We start from the raw sequence: 13,358 nt of genomic DNA on the forward strand, positions 1-13,358 counted from the left end.
ACTGTTTCCTCATACACCGATCCGTGCGACGACTCCTTCCGCACCGCCGATGCGCCCCCATCAACCCGGAACAGGAAGGAAGACCCCGATGCCCAGGAAGCACCCGATGATCGCCCTCGCCGCCGCCGCGGCGCTGCTGCCGGCCGTGGCCGAGGCCCATGTCGGAGTCGGCCCGACCAGCGGCTTCCTGCACGGCTTCTGGCACCCGCTCTCGGGACTCGACCATGTCCTGGCGATGGTCATGGTCGGCGTCTTCGCCTGGCAGCTCGGCGGCCGGGCGCTCTGGCTGGTGCCCGCGACCTTCGTCGCGGTGATGGCAGCAGGCGGCGCGCTCGGCGCGGCCGGGATCGGCCTGCCCTTCGTCGAGGTCGGCATCGCGCTCTCGGTGGTCGTGCTCGGCGCCGTCGTCGCGCTGGGCGTCCAGGCGCCGCTCGCCGTCGCCACGGGCCTGGTCGGCCTGTTCGCGATCTTCCACGGCCACGCCCACGGCGCCGAGATGCCGGAGAGCGCCGGCGGCCTCGCCTACGGCGGCGGCTTCCTGGCCGCCACGGCGCTGCTGCACCTCGCCGGCCTCGGCCTCGGCGTCCTGGTCGGCCGGACCAGCGAGCGCTACGGCCCGCTGGTCGCGCGCTCGGCCGGCGGCCTCGCCGCCCTGGCCGGCCTCGGCCTGCTCGCCGCCGCGCTCTGATCGGAAGCGGCAGGTCGGCGCCATGCCCTACGCCCGCAACGCCGACCTGCCGCCGGCGATCCGAGAGCACCTGCCGGCGCACGCCCAGGACATCTTCCGCGCTGCCTTCAACCACGCCTTCGCGGCGCACGAGGGCGACCCGCGCCAGGAGGCGGCGGCGCACCGCATCGCCTGGGCGGCAGTCAAGCGCGCCTACGTGAAGCTCGGCGACGCCTGGGTCGCGCGCGAGACGCCCGGCTGACCGTCCCTCAGCGCACCAGCACGCAGGTGCAGGGGGCCAGGTGCGCGACCTTGTGGGAAACGCTGCCGAGCAGCATGCCCTGCAGGTCGCCGAGGCCGCGGCTGCCCATCACGATCAGGTCCGCCTTGCGCGTCTCGGCGGTCTCCAGGATGCGCTGCGCCGGGTCGCCCTCGATCACCAGGCTCTCGACCTCGGCGAGGCCGAGCGCGCGGGCCGCGGCCTCGGCCTCCTCGGCGATCTGGACAGCCACCCCGGCCAGCACCTCCTGCTCGCTCAGGTGCAGATGCTCGACGCGCTCGAAGTCCTTGAAGGCATCCGGGACGGCATAGCTGCCATGGCTGCGCTGGACGTGCAGGATCAGCAGGCGCGCCTGCCGTCCGCGCGCCAGGTCGACCGCGAATTCGAGTGCCTTGCGGGCCGCCGACGAGCCGTCGGTCGGATGCAGGATCAGCTGCTGCGCCATCGTTCCCCCCTCTCGCCAGAATCCGGCGGATCGTGCACCATCTGAGGGGAGCCTGCAGCCGGCGACCTTGACCCAGGTCAAGGCCGCCGAGCCGTCGCCCCTGCAGTGTCGCTGCAGCCGAGCGAAAGGAACGAGCGTCCATGGCCGAAGCGCCGAAGCAGCCGACCGGCGGATGGCTCCCCTGGGTCCTGACGCTGATCGTCGTCGCGACGATCTACCTCATGACCTTCCGGGCCGAGGAAGGCCAGAGCGTCGCGCTCGGCTATCTCCGCTTCAAGAGCCTGGTCGAGCAGGGCCAGGTCCAGAAGGTCGAGTTCCGCGGCGACCGCATCACCGGCCAGCTGACGGCCGCGATCGAGGGGCCGAAGGGCGTGCAGTCGGACCGCTTCACCAGCTACCTGCCGCCGGTCTCCGATCCCGACCTGCTGAACCTGCTCGCCAAGCACAACGTCGAGGTCAATGCCGAGGCGCCGAGCGCCGGCTCGGGCGCCTGGCTCGGCGCCCTGCTGCCCTGGGCGATCATCCTCGGCGTCTGGTTCCTGCTGTGGCGGCGCATGTTCCGCGGCGGCCTGCCCGGCGGCATGGGCGGCGACGGCGGCCTGCAGGGCTTCCTGCGCGGCCGGAGCCGCAAGATCGAGAGCCAGGACGCGCCCAAGGTCCGCTTCGCCGACGTCGCCGGCCAGGACAACGCCAAGCGCGAGGTCGCCGAGCTGCTGGAGTTCCTGCGCGACCCCGAGCGCTACCGCAAGGTCGGCGCCGAGGTGCCGCACGGCATCCTGCTGGAGGGCCCGCCGGGCACCGGCAAGACCCTGCTGGCGCGTGCGTTGGCCGGCGAGGCCCAGGTGCCCTTCTTCCACATGTCGGCCTCGGAGTTCATCGAGGTCTTCGTCGGCGTCGGCGCCAGCCGGGTGCGGCAGCTCTTCGACCAGGCCAAGAAGGCGGCGCCGAGCATCATCTTCATCGACGAGCTCGACAGCGTCGGCCGGGTCCGCGGCGCCGGCTTCGGCGGCGGCCACGACGAGCGCGAGCAGACCCTGAACCAGATCCTGGCCGAGATGGACGGCTTCGAGGGCCACGAGGCGGTCGTCGTGCTGGCCGCGACCAACCGGCCCGACGTGCTCGATCCCGCCCTGCTGCGACCGGGCCGCTTCGACCGCCACATCACCCTGGAGCTGCCGGACCTCGGCGCCCGCGAAGCGATCCTGCGCGTGCACTGCCAGGCGGTGCCGCTGGCCGACGACGTCGACCTCAGGAAGATTGCCGCCGGCACGCCGGGTTTCTCGGGCGCCGACCTCAAGAACCTGGTCAACGAGGCAGCGATGGCGGCGGCCCGCGAGGACGTCTCGAAGGTCACGGCGAAGCACTTCGACGAGATGCGCGACCGCATCCTGATGGGCAGCCTGCGGACCATGGCGATCCAGGACGACGAGCGCCACCGCCTGGCGGTCCACGAGTCGGGCCATGCCGCCGTCGCCTACTACCTGCCGACCAGCGATCCGCTGCACAAGGTGACGATCATCCCGCGCGGCCGCTCGCTCGGCGCGACGCACCAGCTGCCCGAGCTCGAGCGCCATACCCTGCCCGAGGACTACCTGCGCGACCGCCTGGCGATCGCGCTGGCCGGCCGGGCCAGCGAGCAGAGCTTCCTCGGCACGCTGAGCTCCGGCGCCGACGAGGACATCCGCATGGCGACCGAGCTGGCGCGGCGCATGGTCGGGCGCTGGGGCATGTCCCCGGAGATCGGCCCGGTCGACGTGCGCGAGAGCGACGAGCATCCCTTCCTCGGCCGCGAGATCGCCCAGCCGCGGCACTTCTCCGAGGAGACGGCGAAGATCGCCGACAAGGCGGTCCGCCACCTGCTGCAGGAGGCCGACGAGCGGGCCCGGGCGGTGCTCGACAAGCACCGCGGCGAGATCGAGCGCCTGATCGCCGCCCTGGAGCAGAAGGAGACCCTGGACCGCGCCGCCATCGCCGCCTGCCTGGGGCCGCGCGAGGTCGTCGGCCTCGGCCGCGGCAAGCCGCGCGGCGGCGCCGCCGGCCGCAGCGAGCAGGCCTGAGGCCGCTCACGCGTCCCGGGACGGATCGAGCAGCCGCTCCAGCTGGTCGAGGAAGACCGCCTGGGCCGGATTGATCTTCGTGCGCGCGACCGCGAGGCCGAGCCACTCGGCGCGGTCGACCTCCGGCACCGCCAGGGTCCGGCCCGAGCGCGGCGGCCATTCGATCTCGACGGTGTTGGCGCGCGAGGCCGCGGGGTCCCATTCCAGGCCCCCGGCCTCGACCGCCCAGGCTTGGACCAGCTTGCCGCCCTTCTGCCGGCAGGGCTCGAGCGGCCGGAACGGCCCCTCGACCGCGAGGCCGGTCTCCTCGGCCACTTCGCGCCGGGCCGCCGCCAGCGGCTCCTCGCCCGGCGCCGGCTCGCCCTTGGGGATCGACCAGGCGCCAGCGTCGCGCTTCGCCCAGAAGGGTCCGCCCGGGTGCACCAGGAAGACCTCGGTCGCGGCGCCGCGCCGACGATACAGCAGCAGTCCCGCGCTCTCCTTCGCCATCGGGCGATGGTGGCGCGGGCCGCGGTGCCGCGTCCAGGAAGACCTGCGATCCGGCGGCTGCCGGACCGGGCCGCCTGCCGGGCCTACTTGACGTGGATGAGCTCGTGCATGCCGGCCGAGAAGTGCCCCGGGACGTTGCAGAGCAGCATGTAGAGGCCCGGCTTCAGGGTGATGGTCAGGCTGCCGGACTGGCCGGGATCCAGCTCGGAAACCTCGCCGCGGTCGTTGATCTTCTCCTCGTCGAGCCGGACGCCGTCGTCGACGGTCGGCAGCTTGTCGAGGTGGGCGGCCTGGCCCGGCGTCAGCCCGACGACGATCATCTCGTGCTGCGACGTGCTGTCGGCGGCGTTGCTCACCTCGAAGGTGACCTTGCCGGCCGGCAGCTCGGTCTTCGTCGCCTTCAGGGTCATCATGCCGTCCTTGTCCTCGAGCCTGACCTTCTCGACGGCATTGGCCCGAGCCATGCCGGCAGACAGGACGACGGCAAGGGCCGCGGCACAGGCCCCGGCCGTCAAATGCTTCAGCTTCACGACGCTTTCCTTCCCGCTGGTTTCTCACGACCCGGCGGGCCGGGCGGCCTGAAGGGCCGCCGGACAGGCAGGCCGGGACCAGGCGAGCCTAAGGCAGGCGCCTCGATCCCGGTGGGGAGCTTTGCCGGCGGTATGTGGAGTCGTGTGGAGTCATGTCCCACCCCGTGGAGCGGCTGTCCGGCGACGCCCGCCGATGCCGGCTCAGTCGAGGGCGACCAGCCCGCTGCGGTAGCGCCGGCACTTGTCGACGTAGGACTGCGCCGAGGCGCGCAGCCGTTCGACGTGGGCCTCGCTCAGGGTCCTGACGATCTTGGCCGGTGCGCCCAGCACCAGCGAGTTGTCCGGCACCTCCAGGCCCTCGGTGACCAGGGCCTTGGCGCCGATCAGGCAGTTCCGGCCGATCCGCGCGCCGTTGAGCACGACGCTGCCGATGCCGACCAGCGAGCCGTCGCCGATCGTGCAGCCGTGCAGCATGACCAGGTGCCCGACCGTCACGCCGGCACCGACGATGAGCGCCAGCCCCGGGTCGGTGTGCAGGACCGAGCCGTCCTGGATGCTCGTCTCCGCGCCGATCTCGATGCGGTCGTTGTCGCCGCGCAGGGTGGCGCCGAACCAGACGCTGGCCAGGCGATGCAGCACGACCCGGCCGATCACCGTCGCGCTGGGCGCGACCCAGGCCTCCTCGTGGATCTCGGGCCTGACCCCGTCGAGTTCGTAGAGCATGGCCTTCCTTTCCCCGTTCCGCAGGCGAGCGCAGCCTCGCCGATCGGGCCGGCCTTGGCCAGCCCGGCTAGAGTGCTCCCGACCCGCCGGTCCTGGTCGCGACCGCGCTCTGGCGCTGCAGCAGCCGCATCGCCTGGTCGACGATCGGCTGGTCGAGCATGCGGCCCTCGTGGACGATCGCCCCACAGCCCTCGCGCTTCGCCGCCTCGTAGGCCGCGACCATCGCCGCGGCCTTTTCGACCTCGGCCGGTGCGGGCGAGAAGGCCTCGTTGAGCGGGCCGACCTGCGAGGGGTGGATGCAGAAGCCGCCCTCGAAGCCGAGGGCCGCCGAGCGCTCGGCGACCTGCCGGAAGCGCCCGAGGTCGGCATAGTCGGCGACCGAGGCGAAATAGCCGATCGGCATGACGCCGGCCGCCCGCGCGGCCGAGAGCACGCGCAGGTTCGAATAGTAGAGCAGGTCCTCGGTCGGCCGGCCGCCGAAGGACACGGCGAGGTCCTCGGCACCGGCGGTCATCGCGACCAAGCGCGGGTGGGCGCGGGCGATCTCGCCAGCGTTCTCCAGGCCCTTGGCCGTCTCGATCATCGCCAGGATCTTCGTGTGTCCGGGCGGCAGGCCCTGGCGCCGCTCGGCCTCCTCGATGACCTCGACGGCGGCCAGCAGGTGCTCCGCCGAATCGACCTTCGGCAGGTTGATCGCCGCGACCGCGCGGCAGACACTGGCTTCCAGGTCGCGGACCAGCAGGCTCCAGGGCCGGTTGACCCGGACCAGCACGTCACGGCCGGCTCCGGCGACCCTGGCCGCCGTCTCGGCGACCGCCGCGCGCGCCTCGGCCTTGCGGTCCGGCGGAATGGAGTCCTCCAGGTCGAGCTGGATCGCGTCAGCACCGCGCTCCCCGGCCCTGGCGACGAAGCGCTCGTTGAGCACCGGGATGAACAGCATCGAGCGCCAGAGCGGCGCGGCGCCTGCGGTCGCCGTCGACCCGGCCATCACGACACCTCGGTGCCGGCGAGGCCGATCTCGGCCAGGATCTCGGCGGTATGCTCGCCGAGCTTCGGTGCCGGCCGGCGATGGACGCCCGGCGTGCCGTCGAGCCGCGGGATGATGTCGTGCATCGGCAGCCGGCCGAGGTCCGGATCCTCCAGGTCGATCATGGCCCCGCGACCGGTGACGAAGGGATGGTCGAAAAGGTCGGCGACCGAGCAGACCGGGCCGACGGTGACGCCGGCCGTCTCGAAGATCGCCAGGGCCTCCGCCTGGTCGAGCCCGGCGATGTAGCCGCCGATGACGGCGTCCAGCTCGTCGCGGTTCCGGACCCGCTCGTCGTTGGTCAGGAAGCGGGGGTCGTCCTTCAGCTCGGGCCGGCCGATCGTCTCGAAGATGCGGTCGGACATCGACTGCATCGAACCGGACAGCGCCACGTAGCGGCCGTCCCGGCAGCGGTAGACGTTGCGCGGCGCCGTGTGGGTCGACTGGTTGCCGGCGCGCTCGGTCGGCTCGCCGGTGACCCGGACCTTCGCGGCCTCCGAGGAGATCAGCGAGAAGATCGGCTCGAACAGCGAGAGGTCGATGGTCTGGCCGCGCCCCTCCCGCTCGGCGACACGCAGCGCCGTCACGGTCGCGAAGGCACCGTAGAGGCCGGCGATCATGTCGGCCATGGCCAGCGGCGGCAGGGTCGGCGGGTTCTCCGGGAAGCCGTTGAGGTAGGCGTAACCGGACATCGCCTCGACCAGCGTGCCAAAGCCCGGGCGCTGGCTGTAGGGGCCGGTCTGGCCCCAGCCGGAGACGCGCAGCACGATCAGGGCCGGATTGATCTCGCGCAGCGCCTCGGGCCCGAGCCCCATGCGCTCCAGCGTCCCGGGCACGAAGTTCTCGACCAGCACCTGGCTGCCGCGCACCAGGCGCAGCAGCGCCTCGCGGCCGTCGGGCGCCTTGAAGTCGAGCGCGATCGACCGCTTGTTGCGGGCGTAGACCTTCCAGAACAGTTCCTGGCCCTCGACCCGCCAGTGCCGCAGGTCGTCGCCGCGGCCCGGCCGCTCGACCTTGATGACGTCGGCGCCGAAGTCGGCCAGCACGTGGGTCGCCATGTTCCCGGCGACCAGCCGCGACAGGTCGAGCACCCGCACGCCGTCGAGCGGCCCGCGGGCCGAGGGATCGAAGTCCTTGCGTACCAGGGCCATGCCGTCTCCACTCTCCTTCGCTGCGGCGGCCAGCCTACCCGAAGCGGCGCGCGGGCCGCCCGCCCCGCGACCACGGATCAGCAATGCAGGGAAGACAACGGGGCGACGCTACCGCTCGCCCTCGACGTCGGCGCCGAGGCGCAGGGAGAGCTGGTGGGCGATGGTGCACACGCAGTCGGCGGCGAGCGCCGTGGTCGGCCCGTCGACGCGCGCGGCGAGCAGGCTGACCGCGACGCCGGCGACGACCTCGTTCGAGGAGTCGCGCACCGGCGTGCCGAAGCAGTACATGCCCTCGCGGGTCTGTCCGTTGTCGATCGAGTAGCCGCGGCGCCGGCAATCGGCGAGCTCGCCGAGCAGCGCCTCGACGTCGCCGACGCTGTAGCGGGTCAGGGGCTCGGGCCAGCCGTCCTGGAACAGCGCCCGCACCTGTGCGTCCGGCATGGTGCTGAGAATCGCCTTGCCGGTCGCGGTGAAGGCGGCCGGCAGCCGCATGCCGATGCGGAAGGTGATGCCGAGCGGCGAGGCGCTGTTGCGGCAGGCGATGTAGACGACCTCAGGCCCGTCGAGCACCGACAGCGTGATGGTCTCGTCGGTCAGCGCAGCCTGGTCGTCCCAGAGCGCCGAGAACTCGGCGGTCAGGTCGGTCTGGGCCAGGAAGGCGTTGGCCCAGCGCATGACGTGCGGGCCGATCACGAAGGCGTTGCCGGGCCGGCGCGCCAGCAGCCCGAGTCCGGCCAGGGTCGAGCAGAGGCCGTGCACCGTGCTCTTGGCGAGGTCGAGCTGGCGCGCCAGGTCCGAGACGGTCGGCGGCCGCTCCGACAGCATGACGGCATCGAGCACCCGGCTGCCGCGGATCAGGGCGGGCACGCCCCTCTCCGGCATCGGGAAGGCCCCGGCCTCGTCCTGCAGCCCCTTCGTGCGCTCGTCCGACATGGCGCTCACAGGTGCCCGGCCGCTGCGCCCGGGTCCGGCACTACTCGTACCAACCCTCGTCCGCCTTGCGCAGCGAGTCGAACTGCGGGATGTCGTGGCCGAACCAGACCTCGGCACCGCAGTCCTCGGCCAGGGCGCGGATCCGCTGGATCGTGCGCGCGAAGCCGATCGAATCGTGGCTGATGCCGGGCGGTTTCATCGGCGGACCGTAGTTTTCCGAGGTGTAGCAGGCGTCCGAGGCCAGGATGACGTCGGCATGGTCGCGCAGCGCGACCTGGAGGCCGAGCATGCCGTAGGAGTGGCCGGCGCCGAAGTTGAGCAGCTTGACCCCCTCAACGATGTTGCGGTCGGGATCGTGACGGCCGACCTCGCGCCAGTTGAGGTCGAGGCGCATCCAGGCCTCGATGTCCTTGAGGGCGTAGGGCGTGGTGTGGATGCGCTTGACGTAGTGCAGGGCGGCCGCGGCGAACTCGTCCTCGTGGACGATGATGTTCGACTTGCGGAAGTACTCGATGCAGCCGGCATGGTCGCAGTGCAGGTGCGACAGCACGACATGGCGGATCTGGTTCGGCCCGATGCCCATCGCCTCGAGCCGGTGCGGCAGGTAGCAGTCCTCGCCGCCGATCACCGGGAAGACGTCCTGGATGCCTTCCGGCCAGCGCCCGTCCGGGCCGCCCCAGTCGGGGTGGCAGCCGGTGTCGAACAGCACGTTGCCGTCGGGGTGCTCGATGTAATAGGCCGAGACCGGGATGTCGATCAGCTGGCCCGGCGGGTTCGGGTTCCTGGCCATGGCGACGGTCGAGTTGGCGACCATGAAGTTCTTGTCCAGGCGCAGCTTGCCAAGATCGAGCACGTGCATCCGGAGCGAGCGGCTCGCCGAGCGGCGCGCCGGCAGGCTCTTCGGCCTGACCGGCTCGACCAGGCTGCCGCCGCCGCGCGGCGCCGGCTCCCAGCGGCCCGCCGGACCCGACGACCCCTCGGCCGACCGGGTGCTCTCGGAGCGCGGGCGCGCGCCGCCGCCGGAATCGCCGAATTCCAGGATCTTCATCCGCTCGCCCTTGCCGGGGCTTCGCGTCGTCTCGTGCCTGCTGCCGTCCTGGCCGAACTCGATGATCTTCATCTTGCTGATTCCTCTCGCCCGCCTCGGTCAGTCGCCCGTGCGCTCCCGGATGATCCGGAGGGCCTCCTTCAGGTAGACCCGGAACAGGGGATAGTTCTCGCTCATCGGGAAGTGCCCGATGTCGGTCATCTCGATGTAGACCCCGTTCTTGATCTGGCGCGCCGTGTTCTCGGTCGCCTCGGGCGGCGTCAGGTAGTCGTAGCTGCCGGTCATCATGACGACCGGGCAGCGCTTGCCGTCGATGTCGGCGAGCTGGCGGCGCAGGTCGTGGTCGACCGAATAGAAGTAGAGGTCGCCTTTGAAGACCTCGGCGCCCTGGGTGTAGTAGTGCCAGGTCAGCCAGCGGTCCCTGTCGGGCGACTGCGGCGCCATCAGGTCCCAGACGCCGCTGGCGCAGACCTGCGCGGCGTTGGCGTGGGGGTGGCGCCACCAGTCGAGGAAGAAGCCGGGCGCGTAGTCGGCCGCCTCGACCGGGATCACCGCCTTGAAGCGGTCGGGCCGGTGCAGGGCCAGCTGCAGGGCGACGTTGCCGCCGAACGACGAGCCCATGAAGATCGGGTCGCGCAGCTCCAGGGCGTCGCAGAACTTGACGATGAAGTTGACGTAGTGCTCGGCGGTCAGCTTGTACTCGCTCTTCCACCACTCGACGTTCAGCGGCGGGTCCGACTTGCCGTGGCGCGCCAGGTCGTAGGCGATCACGTTGTAGTTCTTGGTGATCTCCTCGTCCTCCAACAGGCCGCGCCACTGGTGATTGTGGCAGCCCGCCGTGTGCTGGCAGACCAGCGGCGTGCCGGTGCCGTTGTGCAGGTAGAAGACCTTGTACTCCAGGCCGTCGACCTCGATCGTGACGTAGCGTCCGGTGACGGGCGAATGACGGGCCATCTTTCGGTTTCCTCAGCCTAGTGTTTCGTCCTGGTGCGGGATCGTCGGCTCGCGTCGGCGCCGGCTCAGACCGGGACGCCGGACTTGCGCAGCAGCTCGAACTGCACCGTGAAGTTCCTGAGGTTCTGCATCAGCACCAGCAGGTTGCCCTCGAGCTTCAGGTCCTCGCGGAAGCTGGCCGCCCAGATGCCGTGGAACATCGGGCGCGGCACCGGCTGGGCGAACTCCCGCCAGGTCTGGGCGCTGGCGCGCAGGGCGAAGTCGTAGGCGTCGAGCGGACCGGGGTCGGTGTTGATGTTCTTCACCTTGCCGTCGTGCATCTCGACGATCACCTTGCGGTCGGTCATGTCGTACATGAAGGTGCAGGTGTAGTACTTGCCCATCGCCGCGATGGTCGGATCGCTGTCGGTCAGGCTCTTGAACTTGCTCGCCCATCCCTTGACGTCGGTAGCCATGGCTTGCCCCTTTCCCTAGTTCGCCCGGGCAACGGTCTCGGTGCCTGCGGCCGCCGCTGCGGCCCCGTCTGTCATCGGCCGAACATCCAGTGCAGCGCCGACAGCAGCGCCAGCGCGACGACGGCGGCCCAGAACCAGTTGCGCCAGTCGGCCGACGGCGCGCCGGCCTTCAGCGGCGGCGGCTCGTGGACGGCGCCGGTCTCGAAGCTGCCGGACGGCGCCGTCGACAGCCCCATGCGGTAGGCCAGGAACCAGAGCACCAGGACGCCAAGCGCCCACCAGAGGATCTGCCAGGCCCAGATCGACGGCACGCCCAGCACCCAGGCCTTGACCCCGGCGTTCGGCGCGCCGAAGGCGTCGTTGCCGAAGACCGCGCCGGGGCCGACCGCGAAGAACAGCCAGGCCAGCACGATGACCCAGGCGGCCGGCCGCAGCAGGCGCTGCTGCGCCGTCGGCCCGGCGGCGGCGGCGAGGAAGGCGTGGAAGCGCCCGCGGCGCGCGCGCTCGCTGCCGCCGCGGGTCAGCACCGAGACGGTAAGGCAGGCCAGCAGGTTGAAGAACATGCCCCAGGCCGCGGAGTGGATCGTCCAGGGCCAGCGGCCCCAGGGCAGATGGAAGCCGAGGAAGGCCGCGACCGACTGGCCGAAAGGCTCGGTGAAGACGACGGCGAGGAGGCCGGCGACCAGGCCCATGACGACGCCCTGGCGGGTCAGCCAGGGCAGCCAGCAGACCGCCGCCAGGGCCGGCCAGAGCTGGAAGCCGAAGGACAGCGCCAGCGCGCCGAGCTCGCCCTCGGTCGCCGGCAGGAAGGAGGCGACGAGCAGGGCGGCCAGCAGCACCAGGCCGAGGCTGATCCGGCCGTAGAGCTTTAGCTCGCGGTCGCCGGCCGCCGGATCGAGGTAGCGCTGGCAGAGGTCGCGCGACAGGATCGTGCCGGCGGCCGAGAGGTTGAGCGCGACCATGGCCTGGATCGCCGCCAGCGCGCAGACCGCGAGCAGGCCGTTGAACCAGGGATCGCCGGCGCCGATCGCGCGGATGAAGTGGGCGACCAGGTTCGCGGGATCCTGGCCGGCCGCCTCGGGCAGCCAGCGGGCCAGCGCCAGGCCGTCCTCGGTGACCGCAGCGGAGGCGCCGAGGAAGTGGGCGCCCATGGCGGCCAGGGTCCCGAAGAACACCAGGATCAGGCCGACGGCCGCCGCCGAGGCCCAGACCTGCTGCGGCGCGAAGCCCTTGGCGCTGCGGCAGGCGAAGGCCCAGATGGTGAAGGCCGGCGCGGCCTGGATGCCCATCAGCGCGAGGCTGTAGGAGAGGATCATCGAGGCGGTCCAGAGGCCGCCGACCGGCGCCTCCAGGCCGAGGCCGCGGGTGAACTGGATGACCCCCGGGATCTCCAGGTAGCCGTTGTAGCCCTGGGCGGTCCGGCCCCAGGGGCCGATGTCGGTGGCGCCCAGCGCGGCCAGGGCGTCGTTGAAGGCGGCAAAGCCGCCGAGCTTGCCGTAGGCGACGAGGCCGAGCGCCGTCAGGCCCGCGGCCAGCAGCAGGCCCTGCAGCGTGCCGACATAGGCGACGGCCCTGAGGCCGCCGACGACGACGTAGAGGAACAGCGCCGCCGCCAGCACCCAGGTCGCCGCGACCGCATCGACCGTGCCGTCGGACAGGATCGCGATCAGCCGGCCCGAGGCCGAGAGCTGCATCGCCACGAAGGGCACCGAGAAGACCAGGGCGACCAGCATGACCAGCAGGCGCATCGCCTCGCCGCCGAAGTAGTCGGCGAACATGTCGCCGGGCGTGACGTAGCCGTAGCGCCGGCCGAGCAGCCACTGGCGCTTCAGGAAGACGATGCCGGTCAGCGGGATGGTGACGGCGCAGAGCGACAGCTGGGCGAACTGGAAGCCGTCGGCGAAGACCAGGCCGGTGTGGCCGAGGAAGACCCAGCCGGAGAAGGAGGTCGCGGTCGCCGCCAGCACGAAGATCCAGGGCGAGATGCCCCGGTCGGCCAGGAAGAAGTCGTTGGCCGTGGCGACCAGCCGCGCGCTGGCCGCGCCCCAGTAGAGGCAGTAGGCGAGATAGGCCGCGACGAAGGCGAGCAGCCAGACGGTGCCCTGGCTCATGGCGCCCTCCCGCCGGCCACTTCGCCGCGCTGTCCCGGCCCGGCCATCAGTGCCGCCCCGTGCGATGGAACATCGAGAAGGAGCCCTTCAGGCCGTACTTCGCGATCAGGTAGACCAGGAAGCAGGCGATCAGCGCGGCGAAGCCGGACAGGCCGACGACGATGTCGGCCGTGCCGAAGGCCGGGTCGAAGACCCAGGCCAGGACGAAGCCGAGCACGGCGATCCCGAAGGCGGTGAAGCCGAAGGCGATCTCGCCGCGGCTGAAGCCGCCGCCGTAGAGGCCATTGACGATCACCTGGCCGACGAAGCCGCCGACCAGCAGGGCGAAGCCGAGCAGGCCCAGGGCGATGCTGCCGCGGCCCAGGCCCGACTGGATCAGCCCCAGGCCGAAGGGGCCGGCGACGCCCCAGAGGGCGACGACGGCCAGCCTGCGCTCGGTCTGTCGGATGGTCAGCATGGTTCCGTCACCGTCCCGGCGTCCCCCGGTC

General features: G+C 71.6%; 15 protein-coding genes. 3 read left to right on the plus strand and 12 right to left on the minus strand.

What is annotated here, in order from left to right:
* The first annotated feature begins 88 nt into the window (after positions 1–88).
* Both B9O00_RS13645 and B9O00_RS13650 read left to right on the plus strand, forming a co-directional pair.
* Positions 89–688, plus strand: a complete 600-nt coding sequence (locus B9O00_RS13645; protein WP_085123243.1) for a HupE/UreJ family protein — start codon at positions 89–91, stop codon at positions 686–688.
* A 22-nt stretch (positions 689–710) separates the two neighbouring features.
* Entirely contained in the window at positions 711–929 is a 219-nt protein-coding gene (locus B9O00_RS13650; RefSeq protein ID WP_085123244.1) for a ChaB family protein, read from the plus strand.
* A 7-nt stretch (positions 930–936) separates the two neighbouring features.
* On the opposite strand, the gene B9O00_RS13655 is transcribed toward B9O00_RS13650, so the two are convergent.
* On the minus strand, positions 937–1,392 hold the full coding sequence (locus B9O00_RS13655; protein ID WP_085123245.1) for a universal stress protein: 456 nt from the start codon (positions 1,390–1,392) through the stop codon (positions 937–939).
* Positions 1,393–1,532: 140 nt separating this feature from the next.
* On the opposite strand from B9O00_RS13655, the gene ftsH reads away from it, so the two are divergent.
* Positions 1,533–3,449, plus strand: coding sequence for an ATP-dependent zinc metalloprotease FtsH (ftsH, locus tag B9O00_RS13660; protein WP_085123246.1), 1,917 nt, complete (start codon positions 1,533–1,535; stop codon positions 3,447–3,449).
* Between the two features lie 6 nt (positions 3,450–3,455).
* Here the strand turns inward: ftsH and B9O00_RS13665 are convergent, their stop codons facing one another.
* The 11 genes from B9O00_RS13665 to B9O00_RS13715 all read right to left on the minus strand — a co-directional run bounded on the left by B9O00_RS13665 (position 3,456) and on the right by B9O00_RS13715 (position 13,327).
* The gene (locus B9O00_RS13665) at positions 3,456–3,938 is read right to left on the minus strand and encodes an NUDIX hydrolase (protein WP_085123247.1); all 483 of its coding nucleotides are present in this window, start codon (positions 3,936–3,938) and stop codon (positions 3,456–3,458) included.
* An 83-nt stretch (positions 3,939–4,021) separates the two neighbouring features.
* Complete coding sequence (locus tag B9O00_RS13670) at positions 4,022–4,468, minus strand: plastocyanin/azurin family copper-binding protein (protein WP_085123248.1); 447 nt, start codon at positions 4,466–4,468, stop codon at positions 4,022–4,024.
* Between the two features lie 201 nt (positions 4,469–4,669).
* Positions 4,670–5,191, minus strand: a complete 522-nt coding sequence (locus tag B9O00_RS13675) for a gamma carbonic anhydrase family protein (protein ID WP_085123249.1) — start codon at positions 5,189–5,191, stop codon at positions 4,670–4,672.
* A 67-nt stretch (positions 5,192–5,258) separates the two neighbouring features.
* Positions 5,259–6,179 carry an HpcH/HpaI aldolase/citrate lyase family protein gene (locus B9O00_RS13680; protein WP_085123250.1) on the minus strand — a complete coding sequence of 307 codons (921 nt, stop codon included), beginning with the start codon at positions 6,177–6,179 and terminating at the stop codon, positions 5,259–5,261.
* On the minus strand, positions 6,179–7,369 hold the full coding sequence (locus B9O00_RS13685; protein WP_085123251.1) for a CaiB/BaiF CoA transferase family protein: 1,191 nt from the start codon (positions 7,367–7,369) through the stop codon (positions 6,179–6,181). Before B9O00_RS13685 ends, B9O00_RS13680 begins: the two co-directional genes overlap by 1 nt.
* Before the next feature lie 108 nt (positions 7,370–7,477).
* The gene (locus B9O00_RS13690) at positions 7,478–8,302 is read right to left on the minus strand and encodes an IclR family transcriptional regulator (protein WP_089229764.1); all 825 of its coding nucleotides are present in this window, start codon (positions 8,300–8,302) and stop codon (positions 7,478–7,480) included.
* Positions 8,303–8,342: 40 nt separating this feature from the next.
* Entirely contained in the window at positions 8,343–9,422 is a 1,080-nt protein-coding gene (locus tag B9O00_RS13695) for an N-acyl homoserine lactonase family protein (RefSeq protein WP_235017127.1), read from the minus strand.
* Between the two features lie 27 nt (positions 9,423–9,449).
* Positions 9,450–10,304: an alpha/beta fold hydrolase gene (locus tag B9O00_RS13700; protein WP_085123252.1), complete on the minus strand. Its 855-nt coding sequence runs from the start codon at positions 10,302–10,304 to the stop codon at positions 9,450–9,452.
* 65 nt (positions 10,305–10,369) lie between these two features.
* Positions 10,370–10,759 (minus strand): hypothetical protein, encoded by a 390-nt coding sequence (locus B9O00_RS13705; RefSeq protein WP_085123253.1) that lies wholly within the window; start codon positions 10,757–10,759, stop codon positions 10,370–10,372.
* Between the two features lie 71 nt (positions 10,760–10,830).
* Positions 10,831–12,870: a sodium:solute symporter family protein gene (locus B9O00_RS13710; protein WP_085123254.1), complete on the minus strand. Its 2,040-nt coding sequence runs from the start codon at positions 12,868–12,870 to the stop codon at positions 10,831–10,833.
* A gap of 46 nt (positions 12,871–12,916) precedes the next feature.
* Positions 12,917–13,327: a hypothetical protein gene (locus B9O00_RS13715; RefSeq protein WP_085123255.1), complete on the minus strand. Its 411-nt coding sequence runs from the start codon at positions 13,325–13,327 to the stop codon at positions 12,917–12,919.
* Positions 13,328–13,358 lie beyond the last annotated feature (31 nt).

The organism is Tistlia consotensis USBA 355 (assembly GCF_900177295.1).
Classification (GTDB): Bacteria; Pseudomonadota; Alphaproteobacteria; order Kiloniellales; family DSM-21159; genus Tistlia; species Tistlia consotensis.

Excerpts from the sequence above, each read along its gene's own strand:
- B9O00_RS13645 (WP_085123243.1), top strand. The coding sequence starts at position 89 with ATGCCCAGGAAGCACCCGATGATCGCCCTCGCCGCCGCCGCGGCGCTG.
- B9O00_RS13650 (WP_085123244.1), top strand. The coding sequence starts at position 711 with ATGCCCTACGCCCGCAACGCCGACCTGCCGCCGGCGATCCGAGAGCAC.
- B9O00_RS13655 (WP_085123245.1), bottom strand. The coding sequence starts at position 1,392 with ATGGCGCAGCAGCTGATCCTGCATCCGACCGACGGCTCGTCGGCGGCC.
- ftsH (WP_085123246.1), top strand. The coding sequence starts at position 1,533 with ATGGCCGAAGCGCCGAAGCAGCCGACCGGCGGATGGCTCCCCTGGGTC.
- B9O00_RS13665 (WP_085123247.1), bottom strand. The coding sequence starts at position 3,938 with ATGGCGAAGGAGAGCGCGGGACTGCTGCTGTATCGTCGGCGCGGCGCC.
- B9O00_RS13675 (WP_085123249.1), bottom strand. The coding sequence starts at position 5,191 with ATGCTCTACGAACTCGACGGGGTCAGGCCCGAGATCCACGAGGAGGCC.
- B9O00_RS13680 (WP_085123250.1), bottom strand. The coding sequence starts at position 6,179 with ATGGCCGGGTCGACGGCGACCGCAGGCGCCGCGCCGCTCTGGCGCTCG.
- B9O00_RS13685 (WP_085123251.1), bottom strand. The coding sequence starts at position 7,369 with ATGGCCCTGGTACGCAAGGACTTCGATCCCTCGGCCCGCGGGCCGCTC.
- B9O00_RS13690 (WP_089229764.1), bottom strand. The coding sequence starts at position 8,302 with ATGTCGGACGAGCGCACGAAGGGGCTGCAGGACGAGGCCGGGGCCTTC.
- B9O00_RS13695 (WP_235017127.1), bottom strand. The coding sequence starts at position 9,422 with ATGAAGATCATCGAGTTCGGCCAGGACGGCAGCAGGCACGAGACGACG.
- B9O00_RS13700 (WP_085123252.1), bottom strand. The coding sequence starts at position 10,304 with ATGGCCCGTCATTCGCCCGTCACCGGACGCTACGTCACGATCGAGGTC.
- B9O00_RS13705 (WP_085123253.1), bottom strand. The coding sequence starts at position 10,759 with ATGGCTACCGACGTCAAGGGATGGGCGAGCAAGTTCAAGAGCCTGACC.
- B9O00_RS13710 (WP_085123254.1), bottom strand. The coding sequence starts at position 12,870 with ATGAGCCAGGGCACCGTCTGGCTGCTCGCCTTCGTCGCGGCCTATCTC.
- B9O00_RS13715 (WP_085123255.1), bottom strand. The coding sequence starts at position 13,327 with ATGCTGACCATCCGACAGACCGAGCGCAGGCTGGCCGTCGTCGCCCTC.